The following is a 16,006-nucleotide window of genomic DNA, read 5'->3' on the forward strand; positions in this document are numbered from 1 at the left end:
TGGTCTTCCTATGATGGGCGGATGACACCCGAGGACCGCTTCCCCGGGCCTGAACCGCACCACTCAGGCCGCCACCCGCACCAGGACCTCGACGTGCTGCCGTACGGCTCGTACTACGAGCCCAACACCCCTGCGGATTACCCCGGTTCGCCCGGCGACCCGGAGAGCCGGCCGACCGGGACCGACGCCACCTACAGCGGGTACGGCGGCGCGCGCTACCTGGAGCAGCACTGGCCGGTGACCGGGCACGCCACCCCCACCCAGCCGATCTTCCAGGCGCCCGAGCCGCCCGCCATGCAGACCGAGGACCCGCCGACCATCGAGCTCGGCCCGCCGATCAGCGAGGACGACCTGCGCCCCGCGCCGCAGCTGCCGCCGATCGGCGAGCCGGGGCCGGTCGGCCCGCTCTTCGTGGTCGGCGATGTGCACGGCTACCTGGACGAGCTGCTCGGCGCCCTGCACCAGCAGGGCCTGGTCGACGCGGACGGCCACTGGTCGGCCGGGCGGGCCCGGGTCTGGTTCCTCGGCGACTTCACCGACCGCGGTCCGGACGGCATCGGTGTCATCGACCTGGTGATGCAGCTGGCCGCCGAGGCGGCCGCGGCCGGCGGCTACTGCCGGGCCCTGATGGGCAATCACGAACTGCTCTTCCTCGGTGCCCACCGGTACGGCGACGAGCCGGTGCAGTCCACCGCCGGCACCGCCTCGTTCCGGGCCGCCTGGCTGCTCAACGGCGGCCAGCAGCACGACCTGGAGCGGCTGCAGGGCCACCACATCAGCTGGCTGAAGCGGCTGCCGGCGATCGCCCTGGAGGACGGCCACCTGCTGCTGCACTCCGACACCACCGCCTACCTGGAGTTCGGCGACTCGATCGCCGAGGTCAACGACGCGGTGCACAACCTGCTGGCCGACGAGGGCGCGGACGAGTGGTGGGACGCGTTCCGCCGGTTCACCAAGCGGTTCGCGTTCCGCGGTCCCGGCGGGCCGATGGCGGCCGGCGAGCTGCTCTCCACCTACGGCGGCCACCGGGTGGTGCACGGGCACAGCCCGATCCCGTACCTGACCGGCGAGGCCACGGCCGACACCGGCGAACCGCCGTACGTGCCCGGCCCCTACATCTACGCCGACGAGCTCGCGGTGGCGATGGACGGCGGGGTCACCATGGAGGGCCGGCTGCTGGTGGCGCGGCTTCCGGTGGACTGACGGTCCATCAGCGCGAAGGCCCGGGCTGACCCTCCGTCGGTCCGGGTCCGCCGGGCCCGGACCCGGGCCCGAGTCGGCCGGCTTCCGCGAATGCGACGTTGGCCGCGCACAGCAGCGCGAACCCCAGCCCCGGCAGCCAGCCGACCACCGTGCCCAGCGCCGCCGAGGCGGCCAGGAAGACCACCGCCTTGACCGCCAGCACCCCCGGCAGCGGCAGCCGCACGGCGGCCCGGGGCGAGGCGTAGCGGCCCCAGAGCACCGCGGCCAGCACCGGGCTGCCGAGGCCCAGCAGCAGCCGGCCGGCCGGTCCGGGCCCGATCGTCCAGCCCCACCAGGCCAGCCAGGCCAGCGCGGCCAGCTCCAGCAGGAACGCCAAGCCCTCGTTGGCGTACCAGGCGCCCCGCAACCCCCGTGATCCCATGCCCGGCAGGGTAGGGGAAATCCGGTTGCCCGGAACAGGGAACGATCACACGATGGCGGAATGTCGGATCTGCTCCAGCGCGTGACCGCCTTCCGCGCCGCCTTCGCCCGCCGTCAAGCCCTCGAGACCGTCGAACTGCCGGGCGCATTTGCGATCCGCCACCCCGGCTTCCCCCGCTCCCAGGAGCAGAACCAGCTGTTCGTGCCCGGGCCCGAGGCCGACCCGGCGGCGCTCCCCGCGCTCGCCGCGCAGGGCCTGGGGGACCGCCGGGACTACCGGATCAGCGTGCTGGACGAGGAGCTCGGCCGGCGGGCCGAGCCGGTGCTGGCCGCCGCCGGGTACGGCCTGGACGTCGAGCTGGTGCTGGCCCGGGACACCGCCGGGTGCGTGCGCCCCGAGCCGGCCGCCGAGCCGGTCTCGATGGCCGAGCTGCGGGAGGCGGTGCTCGCCCAGCAGCTGCGCTGGTGGCCGGGGGACGATGAGCTGGCCCGGCAGCTGCACGGGCGGCGCGCGGCCCGGCTGCACGGCGCCGAGGAGGTGCTCTTCCTGGCGGTGCGGGCGCCGGACGGCGAGATCGCCGGCTGGGCCGACCTCTACCTGGACCGCGCCGCCGGGCTGGCCCAGCTGGAGGACCTGGTGACCGCCAAGCCGCACCGCGGGCAGGGGCACGGTGACACCCTGCTGGCCACCGGCCTGGCGCTGGCCGCCGAGGCGGGCATCCCGCAGCTCTTCCTCAACGCGGACGCGGCGGACTGGCCCAAGGACTGGTACGCCCACCGCGGCTTCCGGCAGATCGGGCGCAACTACAGCTTCCTCCAGATGCGTTGACGGCTCGGCGGCCGCCGTTGGTGGGTCGGCGGCCGCCGTTGGTGGGTCGGCGGCCGCCGTTGGTGGGTCGGCGGCCGCCGTTGGTGGGTCGGCGGCCGCCGCCCAGGGCTCAGCGGCGGCCGCGGCCGCCGAGCGGCGGGATCAGCTCCAGCTCAACCGCCTTGTTCACCGCGTCGATCCGCGAGACCGCGTCCAACTTGCCGAAGATGTTGCGCAGATGGCGCTTGACGGTGCCCTCGGTGATGCCCAGCCGGGAGCCGATCTGACGGTTGCTCAGCGCCTGGGCGGTCCACTCCAGCACCTCCACCTCGCGCTGCGACAGCCCGCCCGGCAGCTCGTCGTCCGCCGCCTCACCGCCCTGCCACACGCTCCCCGGGCTGACCGAGACGGTCACCGTGTGCTTGCCCTCGTCCCGCTGGCGGACCGTGGCGACCAGGGTCTGGCGGCTGACGCTCTTGTGCAGGTAGCCGCAGACGCCCAGCGCCAGCAGCTCCTGCACCAGGCGGCGCCCGTCGTCCATGCTGAGCACGATGATCCGCAGCTCGGGCTGCTGGGCGAGCAGCCGGCGGACCGTCACCGGCGGGTCGTTCTCCGGCATCTCGATGTCCAGCAGCAGCACGTCCGGGCGGTGCCGGGCGGCCAGCGCGACCGTCTCGGTGCCGGTGCCGGCCTGGGCCACCACCTCGAAGCCCGGCTCGGTGGCGAGCAGTTCGCAGAGCGCCTCGCGCAGCAGGGTGTGGTCGTCGGCGACCAGGATCCGGACCGTGGCCGGGCCTTCTGCCGCGCGTACCCCGGTGGGCGGTTCGGGCGCGGCCGGGGCGGTCATGCCGGCCGCTCCTCGATCGGGATCCAGATCATCACCTGGGTGCCCTTGCCCGGGGTGGACGCGATGTCCAGCGTGCCGTGCAGCAGTTGGACCCGCTCCCGCATCCCGGTCAGGCCGTTGGAGCTGCCCGGCAGCGCGGCCGGGTCGAAGCCGCGGCCGTCGTCCAGCACCTCGGCCTGCACCTCGTGCGGGGCGATGTCCACGTGCACCACGATGTTGCCCGCCTGGGCGTGCCGCAGGGAGTTGCGCAGGCACTCGCGCACGATGATGAACAGCTCCTCGGCCAGCTCGGCCGGCACCCAGTCGTCGGAGCCCTTCACCCAGATCCGCACCGCGCCGCCGGCCTCGGACATGGCGGAGGCGAAGCTCTTGAGCGCCAGCTCCAGCGATCCCGCGACATTGCAGTGCCGCAGTTCGGTGACCAGCTGCCGGGTGGTGTCCATGGCCTCCAGCACGGCCGTGCGGGCAGCCTTGAGGTGCGGGTCGGCGACCGGCTCGGCACGCAGCTCGGCCAGCTCCAGCTGACGCAGCGCCAGGCTGAGCGAGTTGCCCAGCTGGTCGTGGATCTCCCGGGCCAGCCGCAGCCGGCCCAGGTCGTTCAGCTCCTGCACCCTGCCCAGGAGGAAGGTGTCGTAGCCCATCGAGCCGAGCGCCAGCCGCCGGCTCACGCCCTCCTGGAGCGAGCGCACGGCGGCGGTGTAGTGGCCGCTGCAGTGCCCGCAGCGGGCGGCGGCCAGCTCCTCGGCCCAGCGGTCGGGCGCGCTGCACTCCGGGCAGCGCCCGTCCGCCTCCTCGTGGTCCGGGTCCGCCTCGGCCAGGCCGGCCTCGGTGACGGCGGTGGCCAGCGCGCTCAGCACCACGTCGAGCAGCAGCATCCCGGCTCTTATCGAGTGGGTCAGGTGCAGACCGTGGCGGATCCGCTCGCCGCCCAGGTTCACCACCTCGGCGATCTCGGTGCCGGTCACCGTGGCCCGGCCCTCGGCCAGGCTGACCGCGCAGTCCATCAGGGTCCGCCGGGCCTGCACCACGCACTGCTCCCAGGCGTGCGGGTCGGCCACCAGTGGGCTGTTGATCTCCCGCAGCCCCTGCTGGTAGCCGGCCAGCACCTCGGGCTCCTGGGCGAGCAGCCGGCGGGCCGCCAGCTCGGCCGGGTCGGCGAGGGGCAGCACCGCGAGTGGCTCGGGGAGCAGGACCGGGACCTCCAGGGTGTCCTGCCGTGTCGTCTGCTCAGGGTTGTCGACGTTCATCTGGCCACCTCATCTCCCCCGCGGCCGCACCGCACGCAGCCGTCGGACGGCCCTTTCCGCTCCCCAGCCTCGCTCGTCCCCCGCCCGGCCGCCAGCGAACGCGGCCGACTGCCCGCAGGCTGCCACCGCGCCCGGCGTACTGTCGCAAGTCCGGGCCGGACCTGGGGGGTTTCCGGTTTCCCGGCCGCGCGGAACCGATCGCCGTCTAGGCTCTCCCCATGGCGATTCCCCCCTTCCTCGCAGAGTTGCGCACCCTGGTCGGCACCCGGCCGCTCTGGCTCACCGCGTCGTGTGTCGTGGTCCTCGACGAACAGCAGCGGGTGCTGCTCGGGCGGCGGGCCGACACCGGCCGCTGGGCACTGGTCGGCGGCATCGTGGACCCGGGCGAGCAGCCGGCCGACGCCGCCGTGCGGGAGTGCTTCGAGGAGACCGGGGTGCGGGTGGCACCCGAGCAGCTGACCTCGGTGACCGTCTCGCCGCTGGTGACCTATCCCAACGGGGACCAGGTGCAGTACCTGGAACTGACCTTCCGCTGCTCGGTGGTGGACGGACAGGCCCGGGTCAATGACGATGAGTCACTGGAGGTGGCCTGGTTCGCCCAGGACGAGCTGCCCGACATGGACGGCTACAGCCGCGAACGGCTGGATCTGGCGCTGGGCTTCACGGGGCAGACGGCGTATGCCTTCTCCGGTCTGGACACCGTGCTGGGGTCGGTGCCCACCGCCTGAGGCGTCCCATGAGGCGCCTCTCACCTGCATGCTTGACGCACCGTCATGCTTCGCTACTAAAGTATGACTTCATTATGAAGCAGGTATACGAGTCTCCGCTGGCGCCCCAGAGCACCCTGGCGCACGACGCCGACGACTGCCTCTTCGACTCCACCGTCAGAACCGTGATGGCCGAGTTCACGCTGAGCGACGAGACGCTGGACCTGGAGGCCGCCGCCGCGGTCTGCGCCGCGCACCACGCCGTGGACCAGATGCGGCTGCGGGACGCCAAGGGCCGTCAGCTGAGCGCCGGAGCAGTGGACCTGCTGCTCCGGCTCAACGCCACCAGCGGCGAGGCGCTGCCGATGGCCGAGTTGGGCCGCACCGCCCGCTTCGGCACCCACGACATCGCCGCCGCACTCGACGAGTTGGCGCGGCACCACCTGGTCGAGCGGATCCCCGACCCGGAGCACCCGGCCACCCTGCTCGCCAGGATCACCCCCAGCGGGCGCGGCTGGCTCGACGCCTACCGCCAGCCCGCCCAGCGGGCCATCGCCAGCCTGTTCGCCGGCTTCAGCCCCGCCGACCTCATCCAGCTGCGCCACCTGGCGCTGCGGCTGGTGGAGAACCGGCAGCGGCTGGCGCAGTACCTCGAACTCACCGAGGACGCGCTGTCCTGAACCGCTTCTGACGGAAGGTCAGCGGTTGGGGTCGTAGGACTGCTGCGGCCCCACGGGCTGGGCGTCCTGCTGGTACGGGTTGGGCTGGGCCTGCTGCTGGTACGGGTTGGCCTGAGCCTGCTGCTGGTAGGCCGCGGCGGCCTGCTGGAACTGGGCGGCGGTCACCGGCTGCTGCGCGTTCTTGCGGGCACCGAGCGAGCGGACCCACTGGGCGATCAGCACCACGGGCAGGATGAACGCCTTGAAGAACATGATGTACGACCCGCCCTGGAAGATGAACCCCAGGTAGATGCCGTACCCGACGAAGCCCAGCCCCGCGATGGCGTTGAACGCCCGCCACCCGGCGCTCAGCGCGCCACCGATGTTGAGCACCCCGATGGCCACCATGGCCACCCCGCTGACCAGCAGCAGCACCACGTACGAGGAGAACAGCGGCTCGGCGCTGAAGTCGATATTCACAGAGAATCTCACATAAGGATCAGATAAACATCATGTTCGGACGATCGCGCACAGTACCCGGTCAGCGATCAAGATGTCTTCACCTTTGTGATGACGAATCCTCAACGAATCTGCCGGTCCGGCCGAAGCCGGCGCCGTAGACCCCGTAGTACTTGAGAGCTACCCGCACACAGCCCTCCGCAGCGGGACGCCAACCACCAGGCGGGATCCATAAGTTCAGGGTCGGAAACGCAAGAGACCGCCGGCCCCGGAAGGACCGTCCGCCATGGTGCCCCGCCTTCGCCCGCTCAGCAGCCGTCTGCGACGAACCCTGTCCGCCGCGCTCGTCACCGCGGCACTGGCCGTCCCGGCGATGGGGGCGGCCGGTCCGGCGGACGTGCCCGCGCCCGCTCCGACGGCACCGGCCGCAGTGGGCACCGTCAGCACGGCGACGCTCGCCGAGCGGTACGCCGCCACCCGCACCGACATCGTGGCCGCCGAACGGATGGCGGCGGCCCACGGCGACCGGGGGCGGGCCACCGCGCTGACGGGGATGGCAGACCCGGCACGGCAGTTCCTGTTCTTCGACGGCCGGGACGGCGGCCGCAGCGGCGAGGTCTTCGGCGACCTGGCGACGGCCCAGCGGATCGCCGTTCTCGTCCCGGGGGCGGACACCGACTTCGACAGCTACGGACGACTGCGGGCCGACGCCACCGCGCTCCAGCGGCAGTCGGGCGACGGATCCGCCGTCATCGCCTGGCTCGGCTACAGGACGCCCAGCACCAAGGAGCCGGCGATCCTGACCGCCGACCGCGCCGACCAGGCCGCACCCGGGCTGCAGCGGTTCGTCGCGCAGCTGCGCGCCGCCCGGCCCGGCAGCCGGCTCTCGGTGCTCTGCCACTCCTACGGGTCCGTGGTCTGCGGTCGGGCCGCCTCCGGGCTGGACGTCTCCGATCTGGTGCTGTTCGGCAGCCCCGGCACCGGCTACGACAACGTCGCCGCGCTGCACACCAAGGCCACCGTCTGGGCCGGCCGGGGCGCCACCGACTGGATCGCCGACGTGCCCCACCTGAAGCTCGAACTCCCCTTCACCACCGTGGGGTTCGGCACCGACCCGGTCTCGCCCGGGTTCGGCGCCCGGGTCTTCGCGGCCGGCAGCGGCGGCCACAGCGACTACTTCAAGCCGGGCAGCCCCGCGCTGACCGGCATCGCCCGGATCGTGCTCGGCCAGACCCCCGCCCCGGCAGGCACTCCGGCGGGCCGCGATGCGTGACGCGATGCGTGAGCTGGTGCGGCGGGGCGCGATGCGTGAGCTGGTGCGGCGGATCGACGCCGCGACCTCCCCGGACCGCGACCGCGCCGTGGACGCGCTGCGGGCCCTCGCCATCCTCGGCGTGGTGCTCGGGCACTGGCTGGTGACCGCGCTGGTCGCCGACAGCGGTGACCTGCTGGACGCCAGCCCGCTCCAGCGGCTGCCCCAATTCACCCCGGTCTCCTGGCTGTTCCAGACCCTGGCGGTGTTCTTCCTGACCGGCGGCCTGGTGGCCGGGCGGAGCTACCGCGCGGCCCGGGCCAGGGGCACCGGCTACCGGCAGTGGCTCGGCGCCCGGCTCACCCGGCTGTTCCGGCCGGTCGCCGTGCTGCTGGTGGTGTGGAGCGTGGCGGCGGTCGCCATGCTCGCCGCCGGGGTCGGCTGGGGCACCGTGTGCACGCTGACCAGGCTGGCGGTCTCGCCGCTCTGGTTCCTGCTGGTCTTCGCCGCGCTCACCGCCGCGACCCCGCTGGTCGGCAGGCTGCACCCGGGGTGGCCGCTCGCCGTCGTGGTGCTGGTCGACGCCGTGCGGTTCGGGCTGGGCGGGCCCGCCGCACTGGGCTATCTCAACGAGGCGGCCGGCTGGCTGGTCCCGTACTGCCTGGGCGCGGCCTGGGCACGCGGCGAACTGCGCGGCCGCGCCACCGGCTGGGTGCTGCTGCTCGGCGGCGCCGCCGCGACCGCCGGACTGGTCCGGTGGGCCGGCTACCCCGCCGCCATGGTCGGGGTGCCCGGCGCCGGCCTATCCAACCTCGGCCCGGTCACCCTGGCGGCCGTCACCTTCGGCCTCGCCCAGTGCGGCGCGGCACTGCTGCTGCTCGGCCCGCTGCGGCGGCTGATGCGGCGCCCGGCCGCATGGGCGCCGGTCGCCGTGCTGAACCTGTTCGCGATGACGGTCTTCCTCTGGCACCAGACCGCGATGATGGCGGTCACCGTGATCGGCCTGTGCGTCGCCGGCCCGCTGCCCGGCCTGCACACCGCACCCGACGGCGCCGGCTGGGTGCTCGCCCGGCTGGCCTGGCTGCCGGTGTTCGCGCTGGCACTGCTCGGGTGCTGGGCCGCCTTCCACAGCCATGAGCGCGGCCACCGCCCTGAGCGTGCCCGCCGCCGGCGGCAGCACGGCCGGCAGCGGAGCCGCACGCCCGAGCCGGCTCGCGACCAAGAGCCTGACTGCGGCCAAGGGCCGGACCGTCCCGCGTCCGTGGCCGGTCGGGCCCTGTCGCCGGCGGTGCCGCATGCCTAAGGTGGATCTTGGAAAGCGGGGGGACATGACCGAACGATGGGCAGCCGCACTGCGGGCGCTGCTGCACAGCCTGCGTGACGACCTGTGGACGCCGGCCGTCACGCGGCCGTCGCGCACCAGGCGACTGGGCGGGGACTGGTACCCGGCCATCCTGGTACCGGTGCTGCTGGCCGCCTTCGGCCTCTGCATCGCCGGGGCGAACTCCTTCATGATCCGCTACGGCATGAGCTATCCGCTCGGCCTGCCGCTGGCCATCCTCCAGGCGTCCGTGCTGGTGGTGGCGCTGTCCCGGCCGCACCTGGCCTGGTGGCTCTCGCTGCTGACGCTGCTGGTGGCCGCGCCCTACTCCGTGCACGCCGGCCCCGCACTGTCCGGCCCGTTCGACATCCCGACCCTGCTCACGCAGGCCGTCCTGCTGTTCCTGCTGGCCCTGCAGGTGCGACTGCGCGTGGCGGCCGAAATGCTGGCGGCCTTCGTCCTGCTGGACCTCCTCACCGGCCTGTTGGCCCACCCGGGCAACGGCAAGCCGCTGCTGATCTTCCAAATCATCGCCACGGTCCTCGGCGCCGCCCTGCACGGCCGCCAGGAAGCCCGCAACGAGCTGGTCGTCCAGGAGGAGCTCAACGCCCAGGAGCGGGCCCAGCGCACCCTGTTGGAGGAGCGCAGCCGGATCGCCCGCGAGCTGCACGACGTGGTCGCCCACCACATGTCGGTGATCTCGGTACAGGCGCAGGTCGCCGTGCACCTGGCGGAGAACCCTTCCGACGAGCTCAAGGAGAGCCTCGCGGGCATCCGCGGCAGCGCCGTCGATGCACTGGCCGAACTGCGCCGGGTGCTCGGGGTGCTGCGCGCGGAGGACCCCAGCGCGGAGACCACCCGGCACGCCCCGCAGCCCACCCTGGCCCGCCTGGACGAGCTGTTCGCCAAGGTGCGCGCCGCCGGACTCACCGTCGGCACCGAGACCACCGGCCGCCCGCTCCAGCTGGCTCCGGGGGTCGACCTCTCGGCGTACCGGATCGTGCAGGAGGCGCTCAGCAACGCGATCCGGCACGCACCCGGTGCCGCGGTGCGGGTGGAGCTCGGCTACCAGGCCGGCGGCCTCACCATCCGGGTGGTCAACAGCGCGCCGAAGCGCCCGGCCCCGCCCAGCCCGGGCAGCGGGCACGGCCTGCTCGGCATGCGCGAGCGGATCGCCATGGTGGGCGGCGAACTGGCCACCGGGCCCACCCCGGACGGCGGTTACGAGGTCACCGCCGTCCTGCCCAGCACCGCCACGCCCGCTACGGACACCCTTGAGGACGCCCTGTGACCGACATCCGCGTACTGATCGCCGACGACCAGATGATGATCCGTCAGGGCTTCACCGTGCTGCTCAACGCCGAGCCCGACATCGAGGTGGTGGGTCAGGCCGTGGACGGCCGCGACGCCGTCGCCAAGGTGGCCGAACTCGCCCCCGACGTCGTCCTGATGGACATCCGGATGCCCGAGCTCGGCGGCATCGAGGCCACCCGTCTGATCACCGAGCCGCCGGGCGCCACCGTCAAGGTCCTGGTGCTGACCACCTTCGACCTCGACGAGTACGTCTACGAGGCCCTGCGGGCGGGTGCCTCCGGCTTCCTGCTCAAGGACGCCTCGGCCGCCGAACTCGCCCAGGCAGTCCGGGTGGTGGCGGCCGGCGAGGCGCTGCTCGCGCCGAGCGTGACCAGGCGCCTGATCGCCGAGTTCTCCCGCACCACCAGCGCCCCCAAGGCCCCGCTCAAGGACCGCGTCGGCGACCTGACGGAACGGGAGACCGAGGTGCTCTCGCTCATCGCCCAGGGCCTGTCCAACGCGGAGATCGCCGCCACCCTGCTGGTCGCCGAGCAGACCGTGAAGACCCACGTCAGCCGGATCCTGGTCAAGCTGGGCCTGCGCGACCGCACCCAGGCGGCGGTCTTCGCCTACGAGACGGGCCTGGTGCGGCCCACCGGCTACTGAGTAGCCGTCACACGCCTAGCCGAGCGCGTCCAGGGCGGCCAGGACGTCGGCCGGTTCGGCGCGCACGGTGTAGTCGGCGGCCACGAACGTCCAGCGGATGACGCCGGTGCGGTCGATCACGAAGGTGGCCGGCAGCGGCAGGGTGCGGGAGTGGCCGGCGTTGACCCGCTCCAGGTCGAAGCCCCACTGGTCGTAGAGGGCGCCCAGTTCGTCGGAGAGGTCGAAGGCGATGCCGAACCGCGCCGCGACCTCGGAGCCGAGGTCGCTGAGCACGTCGAAGGCCAGCTGCTCCTTCTCGGCCAGGGTCAGGCTCTCGTCGGGGATCTGCGGCGACACGGCCACCAGGCGGGCGCCGCGGGCGGTGATCGCGTCGTGCTGCTCCTGGAGGGCCCGCAGCGCGAGGTTGCAGAACGGGCACCAGGCGCCGCGGTAGAAGGTCACCACCACCGGCCCCTCGGCGAGCAGTTCGTCCAGGGCGAGCTGCCGACCGGTGGCGGTGGGCAGCGTGAACCGCGGCGCCGGGGCGCCCACGCCGAGTGCGCGCTCCGCGAGGCCGGAGGCGGCCAGCTCGTTCCCGTTGCGGTCCATGATCTCGGCGAGCTCCGCCGGAATGATCCGGCGTCCGTCTTCGTACACGCCACGCAGCTGTTCGTGAAGGCTCACAGGTGCCGCCGTTTCTCTGATGGAGCGTCTTGCTCGGGTGTCGTGATCCATGAACTTGAACCAGTCGTTCCAGGATGACCATTCGTCAGATCCCACGTCAAGGACTATCTTGGAACAATCATTTCAAGTACCCGAGAGCGGTCCGACATGCCCGACATCAAGCACTTCGACCCGGAGCTTGCGCTGGAGCGCGCCGAGAAGCTGTTCTGGCAGCGCGGCGCGGCCGAGGCATCGATCCAGGACGTCGTCGCCGCCACCGGCCTGAACCGCTCCAGCCTCTACGCCACCTTCGGCGGCAAGCAGCAGCTCTACCTCGCCGCCATCCGCCGCTACCTGCACCGCCGCGCCCAGCCCGCCTTCCGCCACCTCGCCGACGACGACCGGGGCCTGCCCGCCGTGCGGGACTTCTTCGCCGGGCTGATCGAGGTGCGCTGCTCCGGCGAGCACGCGGGCTGGGGCTGCATGGTCGTCAACGCCCACCTGGGCGGCGAACACCAGGACCCGGCGGTCCAGGCCCTCCTCGCCGAGCACCACCGCCAACTCCGCGACGCCCTGCACACCGCCCTGGAAACCGCCCGCCGCGCCGGTCAGCTAGCCCCGCACGTCGCCACCGGCGCCGCCGCCGAGACCCTCGCCCTCCTCGCCTACGGCGTCAACCTGCACTCCCGCACCGGCGCCGACGCCCCCACTCTCCTGCGCACGGTCACCGGCACCCTCGCCCTCCTGGAGCCGTGACGCTCAGTCAGCCAAGTGCTCCACGATGCGCGCGAGTTGGTCGGCGTAGCGGTCGGTGAACTCGGGGGAGTCGGGCTCCAGGCCGGTGATGGCCCGGGCGATGTGGGGAAAGGCGAGTCGGGCGGAGGCGGCGGCGAAGAGCGCCAGCAGGACATAGGCCGGGTCGAGGTCGGCGGCGAGTTCCCCGGCGGCCTGGCGGCGCCGCAGGTCATCCAGGTGCTGCTGCATCTGGGCTCGCAGGCCGGGCTCCTCGGTGCCCTCGCCGGTGAGGCCGGACCAGATCAACAGACGGCCCAGCTCGGGGAATTCGGTGTTGGAGCGCAGGTATCCGGCGACCACCTCGCCCAGCGGCAGCGCCGGGTCGGCGATCCGGGCGTCGGCGTCCCACCACTGGCGCAGCACGGCCTGGTGCAGGCCGTCCTTGCCGCCGAAGTAGTACGAGATCAGCTGGCTGTTCACCCCGGCGCGGCCGGCGATGTCGCTGATCCGGGTGGCCGCGTAGCCATGGGCCGCGAACTCCGCGGTGGCCGCTTCGAGGATGAGCCGCTTGGTGCGCTCCGGGTCGCGTTGCCGCTGGCCGGCCTCGGGGGCGCGGCGTCGCTGCTGCTGGGTCACCCATCGAGCGTATCAGTCGGAGCCAGAGCACAATCAATCAACGGATTGACACAATCAAGTCGCTGATTGATAGTCAGAGCATGACCGACACACGGGACTTCACCGTCGCGATCATCGGCGGCGGCATCGGCGGCCTCTGTCTCGCCCAGGGCCTCACCAAGAACGGCATCAAGGTCGACGTCCACGAGCGCGACCGCACCCCCACCGACCGCCTGCAGGGCTACCGGGTGCACATCAGCCCGCACGGCGCCCGCGCCCTGCGGGCCTGCCTGCCCGACGAGCTGTGGCAGGCCTTCCTCGCCACCACCGGGGACCGCGGGGCGCAGAGCTTCACCATGCGCACCGAGCAGTTGAAGACCCTGCTCAGCATCCGACTACCGCAGCAGGCCGACCCGGTTCGCGCCCACCACTCGGTCAGCCGGATCACCCTGCGCCAGGTGCTGCTCGCCGGGCTCGACGACACCGTGCACTTCGGCCGGACCTTCACCGGCTACCGGCAGCTCCCCGACGGCCGGATCGAGTGCCGGTTCGCGGACGGCAGCACCGCCGTCGCAGACGTGCTGGTGGGCGCGGACGGCGGCAACTCCCCCGTGCGGCACCAGTACCTGCCGCACGCCCAGCGGGTCGACACCGGCATCCGCACCATCGCCGGCAAGTACCTGCTCACTCCCGAGCACCGCCAGGCCGTCGACGGCGGGCTGTTCGCGGGTGCCACCAGCGTCATCCCACCGGCCGGCGCCGGCATGTTCCTCGCCCCGCACGTCTACGCCGAGCAGCACGTCCCGCGCGCCGACGGGTTCGGCGCCACCCTCGACCCCGGGGCTCTGTTCGACAACACCGCGAGCTACCTGATGTGGGCGTACGGCATGCGGACCGAGCGGTTCCCGCCCGGCCTGGATTCCCTCGACGGCTCCGAACTACGCGCAGTCGTCGCCGAGTTGGTGCACGGCTGGCACCCCGACCTGCGCACGGTGGTCGAACGCTCCGACCCGGACACCGTCTCCCTGCTGCCGATCCGCACCAGCGTGCCGATCCGCCCCTGGACGCCGAGCCGGGTCACCCTGCTCGGCGACGCCATCCACGCCATGACCCCGATGCGCGGCATCGGCGCCAACACCGCCCTGCGCGACGCCGACACGCTCTGCCGCGCCCTCACCGACGCCCACCGCGGCACCCTCCCGCTGCTCCACGCCATCGGCGGCTACGAGCACCGGATGCGCGGCTACGGCTTCGCCGCCGTCCGCGCATCCCGGCGCACCGCCGACCAGTTCGCGGGCGGCAGCCGGGTGGGGCGGAGCGTCTTCAAGGGCGCATTGCGGACGATCGACGCGATGCCGGCGGTGCGGGACCGGGTGTTCGCTCGGGTCGGTGAGAACTGATGGGACAGGATGGTCGACTGACGACACGTCACTATCCCGGGATATCACGGACACTGCGCTGACTGACGTCGGGGAGAACACCCGCCGCGGTGACGAAGTCATTGTCATCGTGCAGCACGATCAACCCGTGATGGGCCGCCGTGGCACAGATCAGCAAGTCGACGGTGGACAGCGCACGGACGGCACCCCCGGCCTGGGCCAGCCGGAACTGCGCCGACTCGATCCAACCCCAGACGTTCTTCGGCAGCGGCACGTCCGGGTAGAGGGCGGCGAACATCTCGCCCATCTGCTCGTAGTGGACCCGATTGCGAGCGGAGCGACGGAATTCGGTGCGCTGAGGAGCACATGACCCGATGACCCGGAGGTCAATATCCTCGCCCCACGCGACATTCAGGTGCTGCTCGCGCGAAAGCCGCCAGATGGCAGTAGAGTCCGCGAGATAGCGGATCACTCCTCGACCCGCTTCTCGGCCTCACGGAGCTGCTGCCATCCCTCGTAGTCCCACTGCTGCGCGACCTGGAAGTGCCGAGCCCGCTGGGCTGCCCGTTCGTGGCGCTCGGCATACTCGCGCAGAGCTGCGTTGACCACTTCCTTCTTGGTGGCACCACCGGAGAAGCGCAGAGCCTTCGCCAGCGCGTCGTCGTCCAAGTCTATGGTCGTCACCGTCATACCGACCTCCGCTATATAAGACCAATATCCGTGTTAAATATAGCAGCGCCGGTCCCGCTACGGCGTTTGGAAGCATCCACCAGAAGTGGTCGAAACGCCATGGGCATCAGTAGCCCGCAAGGCGACGCCGTGCGGCGGTCAGAGGGCGGTGAGCATCCCCAGCACCTTCCGCACGGCGGCGTCCGAACCGCCCGAGCGGTGGACGGCCGCGACCCTGGTCTCCAGGTACGGCGAGTCGCCGCGCAGCGGGCGGTAGGTCACCCCGGGGATCCCCAGGGAGCACGCTTGTTCGGGGACCAGTGCCAGGCAGAGGCCGGCGGCGACGTAGCTGAGCAACCCCGGCAGGTCGTCCGCCAGGCCCAGTGGGCGGGGGGCGAAGCCGGCCTGTGCGCAGGCGAGCGCGACCTGCTGGGCGAGCCCGGGGAGCGCGCTGGGCTTGGGGAGCGCGAACTCCTGCTCGGCGAGTGCCCACAGGTCGAGAGCGGGCTCCGCGGCGAGCGGGTGGTGTTCGGGGAGCACCGCCACCAGCCGTTCCACACCGATCTGTTGGACGTCCAGACGTGCCGCACCGCTCACCGGCAGCCGGACCAGCGCGAGGTCGAGCGACCCGTCGTGCAGCAGCTCGACCAGCTCGATGGACGCGTGCTGGCTCAAGTGAACTCGCAGGCCTGGCAGTTCCGCGTGCGCGCGGCGCAGCAGGCGCGGCAGCAGGTCGTAACCGAGGCTGCTGACGAACCCGAGCCGCAGCTCGCCCTCCTGCCCGTCGGCGACCCGCCGCGCCCGGTCCACGGCGGCGGCCTGTGCGTCGAGCAGCCGCCGGGCGTCCTCGGCGAACGCACGGCCGGCCGGGGTGAGCCGGGTGCCACGCGAACTCCGGTCCAGCAGGGCGACGTTGAGGACGCGCTCAAGCCGTTGGATCGCCTGACTGAGCGGTGGCTGGCTCATGTCGAGGCGCTCGGCGGCGCGGCCGAAGTGCTGCTCCTCGGCCAGCACCACGAACTGCTGGAGCATGCGCTGGGTCAGTTCCATATGTCGAATCATATGAAGTACGACAGGAAGAAGT

Annotated in this window: 19 protein-coding genes; 10 read left to right on the forward strand and 9 right to left on the reverse strand. The window is 72.4% G+C overall.

Translation table 11 applies throughout. The features are described from left to right. Positions 1 to 21: 21 nt before the first annotated feature. Complete coding sequence (locus tag E6W39_RS20610; protein ID WP_141634775.1) at positions 22 to 1,203, forward strand: metallophosphoesterase; 1,182 nt, start codon at positions 22 to 24, stop codon at positions 1,201 to 1,203. A gap of 7 nt (positions 1,204 to 1,210) precedes the next feature. Here the strand turns inward: E6W39_RS20610 and E6W39_RS43055 are convergent, their stop codons facing one another. Next, positions 1,211 to 1,624, reverse strand: a complete 414-nt coding sequence (locus E6W39_RS43055; RefSeq protein WP_141634776.1) for a YrdB family protein — start codon at positions 1,622 to 1,624, stop codon at positions 1,211 to 1,213. A 60-nt stretch (positions 1,625 to 1,684) separates the two neighbouring features. Here E6W39_RS43055 and E6W39_RS20620 point away from each other — a divergent pair, with 60 nt between their 5' ends. Continuing rightward, on the forward strand, positions 1,685 to 2,452 hold the full coding sequence (locus E6W39_RS20620; protein ID WP_141634777.1) for a GNAT family N-acetyltransferase: 768 nt from the start codon (positions 1,685 to 1,687) through the stop codon (positions 2,450 to 2,452). 109 nt (positions 2,453 to 2,561) lie between these two features. Here the strand turns inward: E6W39_RS20620 and E6W39_RS20625 are convergent, their stop codons facing one another. Together E6W39_RS20625 and E6W39_RS20630 are read right to left on the reverse strand one after the other, a co-directional pair. Then, positions 2,562 to 3,278 (reverse strand): response regulator, encoded by a 717-nt coding sequence (locus E6W39_RS20625; RefSeq protein ID WP_141634778.1) that lies wholly within the window; start codon positions 3,276 to 3,278, stop codon positions 2,562 to 2,564. Next, positions 3,275 to 4,525: a sensor histidine kinase gene (locus tag E6W39_RS20630; RefSeq protein WP_141634779.1), complete on the reverse strand. Its 1,251-nt coding sequence runs from the start codon at positions 4,523 to 4,525 to the stop codon at positions 3,275 to 3,277. The genes E6W39_RS20625 and E6W39_RS20630 overlap by 4 nt, the downstream gene beginning before the upstream one ends. Positions 4,526 to 4,743: 218 nt before the next feature. Here E6W39_RS20630 and E6W39_RS20635 point away from each other — a divergent pair, with 218 nt between their 5' ends. Together E6W39_RS20635 and E6W39_RS20640 are read left to right on the forward strand one after the other, a co-directional pair. Continuing rightward, positions 4,744 to 5,253, forward strand: coding sequence for an NUDIX hydrolase (locus E6W39_RS20635; protein ID WP_141634780.1), 510 nt, complete (start codon positions 4,744 to 4,746; stop codon positions 5,251 to 5,253). Between the two features lie 74 nt (positions 5,254 to 5,327). Beyond that, positions 5,328 to 5,912, forward strand: coding sequence for a MarR family winged helix-turn-helix transcriptional regulator (locus E6W39_RS20640; protein WP_141634781.1), 585 nt, complete (start codon positions 5,328 to 5,330; stop codon positions 5,910 to 5,912). An 18-nt stretch (positions 5,913 to 5,930) separates the two neighbouring features. Here E6W39_RS20640 and E6W39_RS20645 read toward each other — a convergent pair whose 3' ends face one another. Then, positions 5,931 to 6,383, reverse strand: coding sequence for a hypothetical protein (locus tag E6W39_RS20645; RefSeq protein WP_141634782.1), 453 nt, complete (start codon positions 6,381 to 6,383; stop codon positions 5,931 to 5,933). A 253-nt stretch (positions 6,384 to 6,636) separates the two neighbouring features. On the opposite strand from E6W39_RS20645, the gene E6W39_RS20650 reads away from it, so the two are divergent. The 4 genes from E6W39_RS20650 to E6W39_RS20665 are packed head-to-tail and all read left to right on the forward strand — an operon-like array spanning position 6,637 to position 10,882. Further along, positions 6,637 to 7,623 (forward strand): alpha/beta hydrolase, encoded by a 987-nt coding sequence (locus E6W39_RS20650; RefSeq protein WP_141634783.1) that lies wholly within the window; start codon positions 6,637 to 6,639, stop codon positions 7,621 to 7,623. A gap of 31 nt (positions 7,624 to 7,654) precedes the next feature. Continuing rightward, positions 7,655 to 8,905, forward strand: a complete 1,251-nt coding sequence (locus E6W39_RS20655; protein ID WP_141637855.1) for an acyltransferase family protein — start codon at positions 7,655 to 7,657, stop codon at positions 8,903 to 8,905. Positions 8,906 to 8,930: 25 nt separating this feature from the next. After that, positions 8,931 to 10,214, forward strand: a complete 1,284-nt coding sequence (locus E6W39_RS20660; RefSeq protein WP_141634784.1) for a sensor histidine kinase — start codon at positions 8,931 to 8,933, stop codon at positions 10,212 to 10,214. Next, entirely contained in the window at positions 10,211 to 10,882 is a 672-nt protein-coding gene (locus E6W39_RS20665; protein WP_141634785.1) for a response regulator, read from the forward strand. The genes E6W39_RS20660 and E6W39_RS20665 overlap by 4 nt, the downstream gene beginning before the upstream one ends. Positions 10,883 to 10,897: 15 nt before the next feature. On the opposite strand, the gene E6W39_RS20670 is transcribed toward E6W39_RS20665, so the two are convergent. Continuing rightward, the gene (locus tag E6W39_RS20670; RefSeq protein WP_141637856.1) at positions 10,898 to 11,596 is read right to left on the reverse strand and encodes a peroxiredoxin-like family protein; all 699 of its coding nucleotides are present in this window, start codon (positions 11,594 to 11,596) and stop codon (positions 10,898 to 10,900) included. A 96-nt stretch (positions 11,597 to 11,692) separates the two neighbouring features. On the opposite strand from E6W39_RS20670, the gene E6W39_RS20675 reads away from it, so the two are divergent. Next, positions 11,693 to 12,280 carry a TetR/AcrR family transcriptional regulator gene (locus E6W39_RS20675; RefSeq protein ID WP_141634786.1) on the forward strand — a complete coding sequence of 196 codons (588 nt, stop codon included), beginning with the start codon at positions 11,693 to 11,695 and terminating at the stop codon, positions 12,278 to 12,280. Positions 12,281 to 12,283: 3 nt separating this feature from the next. Here E6W39_RS20675 and E6W39_RS20680 read toward each other — a convergent pair whose 3' ends face one another. Then, on the reverse strand, positions 12,284 to 12,895 hold the full coding sequence (locus E6W39_RS20680) for a TetR/AcrR family transcriptional regulator (protein ID WP_141634787.1): 612 nt from the start codon (positions 12,893 to 12,895) through the stop codon (positions 12,284 to 12,286). A gap of 80 nt (positions 12,896 to 12,975) precedes the next feature. Between E6W39_RS20680 and E6W39_RS20685 the strand changes: the two genes are divergently transcribed. Then, positions 12,976 to 14,274: an FAD-dependent oxidoreductase gene (locus tag E6W39_RS20685; protein WP_141634788.1), complete on the forward strand. Its 1,299-nt coding sequence runs from the start codon at positions 12,976 to 12,978 to the stop codon at positions 14,272 to 14,274. Between the two features lie 31 nt (positions 14,275 to 14,305). Here the strand turns inward: E6W39_RS20685 and E6W39_RS20690 are convergent, their stop codons facing one another. The 3 genes from E6W39_RS20690 to E6W39_RS20700 form a co-directional block, all read right to left on the reverse strand. Beyond that, positions 14,306 to 14,725, reverse strand: coding sequence for a PIN domain-containing protein (locus E6W39_RS20690; protein ID WP_141634789.1), 420 nt, complete (start codon positions 14,723 to 14,725; stop codon positions 14,306 to 14,308). After that, the gene (locus E6W39_RS20695; protein ID WP_141634790.1) at positions 14,722 to 14,943 is read right to left on the reverse strand and encodes a type II toxin-antitoxin system VapB family antitoxin; all 222 of its coding nucleotides are present in this window, start codon (positions 14,941 to 14,943) and stop codon (positions 14,722 to 14,724) included. The genes E6W39_RS20690 and E6W39_RS20695 overlap by 4 nt, the downstream gene beginning before the upstream one ends. A gap of 138 nt (positions 14,944 to 15,081) precedes the next feature. Then, positions 15,082 to 15,972 carry a LysR family transcriptional regulator gene (locus E6W39_RS20700; protein WP_141634791.1) on the reverse strand — a complete coding sequence of 297 codons (891 nt, stop codon included), beginning with the start codon at positions 15,970 to 15,972 and terminating at the stop codon, positions 15,082 to 15,084. Positions 15,973 to 16,006: the final 34 nt, after the last annotated feature.

The organism is Kitasatospora acidiphila (assembly GCF_006636205.1).
In the GTDB taxonomy this organism is placed as follows: Bacteria; Actinomycetota; Actinomycetes; order Streptomycetales; family Streptomycetaceae; genus Kitasatospora; species Kitasatospora acidiphila.

Excerpts from the sequence above, each read along its gene's own strand:
- E6W39_RS20695 (WP_141634790.1), bottom strand. The coding sequence starts at position 14,943 with ATGACGGTGACGACCATAGACTTGGACGACGACGCGCTGGCGAAGGCT.
- E6W39_RS20685 (WP_141634788.1), top strand. The coding sequence starts at position 12,976 with ATGACCGACACACGGGACTTCACCGTCGCGATCATCGGCGGCGGCATC.
- E6W39_RS20625 (WP_141634778.1), bottom strand. The coding sequence starts at position 3,278 with ATGACCGCCCCGGCCGCGCCCGAACCGCCCACCGGGGTACGCGCGGCA.
- E6W39_RS20620 (WP_141634777.1), top strand. The coding sequence starts at position 1,685 with ATGTCGGATCTGCTCCAGCGCGTGACCGCCTTCCGCGCCGCCTTCGCC.
- E6W39_RS20655 (WP_141637855.1), top strand. The coding sequence starts at position 7,655 with ATGCGTGAGCTGGTGCGGCGGATCGACGCCGCGACCTCCCCGGACCGC.
- E6W39_RS20610 (WP_141634775.1), top strand. The coding sequence starts at position 22 with ATGACACCCGAGGACCGCTTCCCCGGGCCTGAACCGCACCACTCAGGC.
- E6W39_RS20635 (WP_141634780.1), top strand. The coding sequence starts at position 4,744 with ATGGCGATTCCCCCCTTCCTCGCAGAGTTGCGCACCCTGGTCGGCACC.
- E6W39_RS20660 (WP_141634784.1), top strand. The coding sequence starts at position 8,931 with ATGACCGAACGATGGGCAGCCGCACTGCGGGCGCTGCTGCACAGCCTG.
- E6W39_RS43055 (WP_141634776.1), bottom strand. The coding sequence starts at position 1,624 with ATGGGATCACGGGGGTTGCGGGGCGCCTGGTACGCCAACGAGGGCTTG.
- E6W39_RS20650 (WP_141634783.1), top strand. The coding sequence starts at position 6,637 with ATGGTGCCCCGCCTTCGCCCGCTCAGCAGCCGTCTGCGACGAACCCTG.
- E6W39_RS20640 (WP_141634781.1), top strand. The coding sequence starts at position 5,328 with ATGAAGCAGGTATACGAGTCTCCGCTGGCGCCCCAGAGCACCCTGGCG.
- E6W39_RS20700 (WP_141634791.1), bottom strand. The coding sequence starts at position 15,972 with ATGGAACTGACCCAGCGCATGCTCCAGCAGTTCGTGGTGCTGGCCGAG.
- E6W39_RS20630 (WP_141634779.1), bottom strand. The coding sequence starts at position 4,525 with ATGAACGTCGACAACCCTGAGCAGACGACACGGCAGGACACCCTGGAG.
- E6W39_RS20675 (WP_141634786.1), top strand. The coding sequence starts at position 11,693 with ATGCCCGACATCAAGCACTTCGACCCGGAGCTTGCGCTGGAGCGCGCC.
- E6W39_RS20670 (WP_141637856.1), bottom strand. The coding sequence starts at position 11,596 with ATGGATCACGACACCCGAGCAAGACGCTCCATCAGAGAAACGGCGGCA.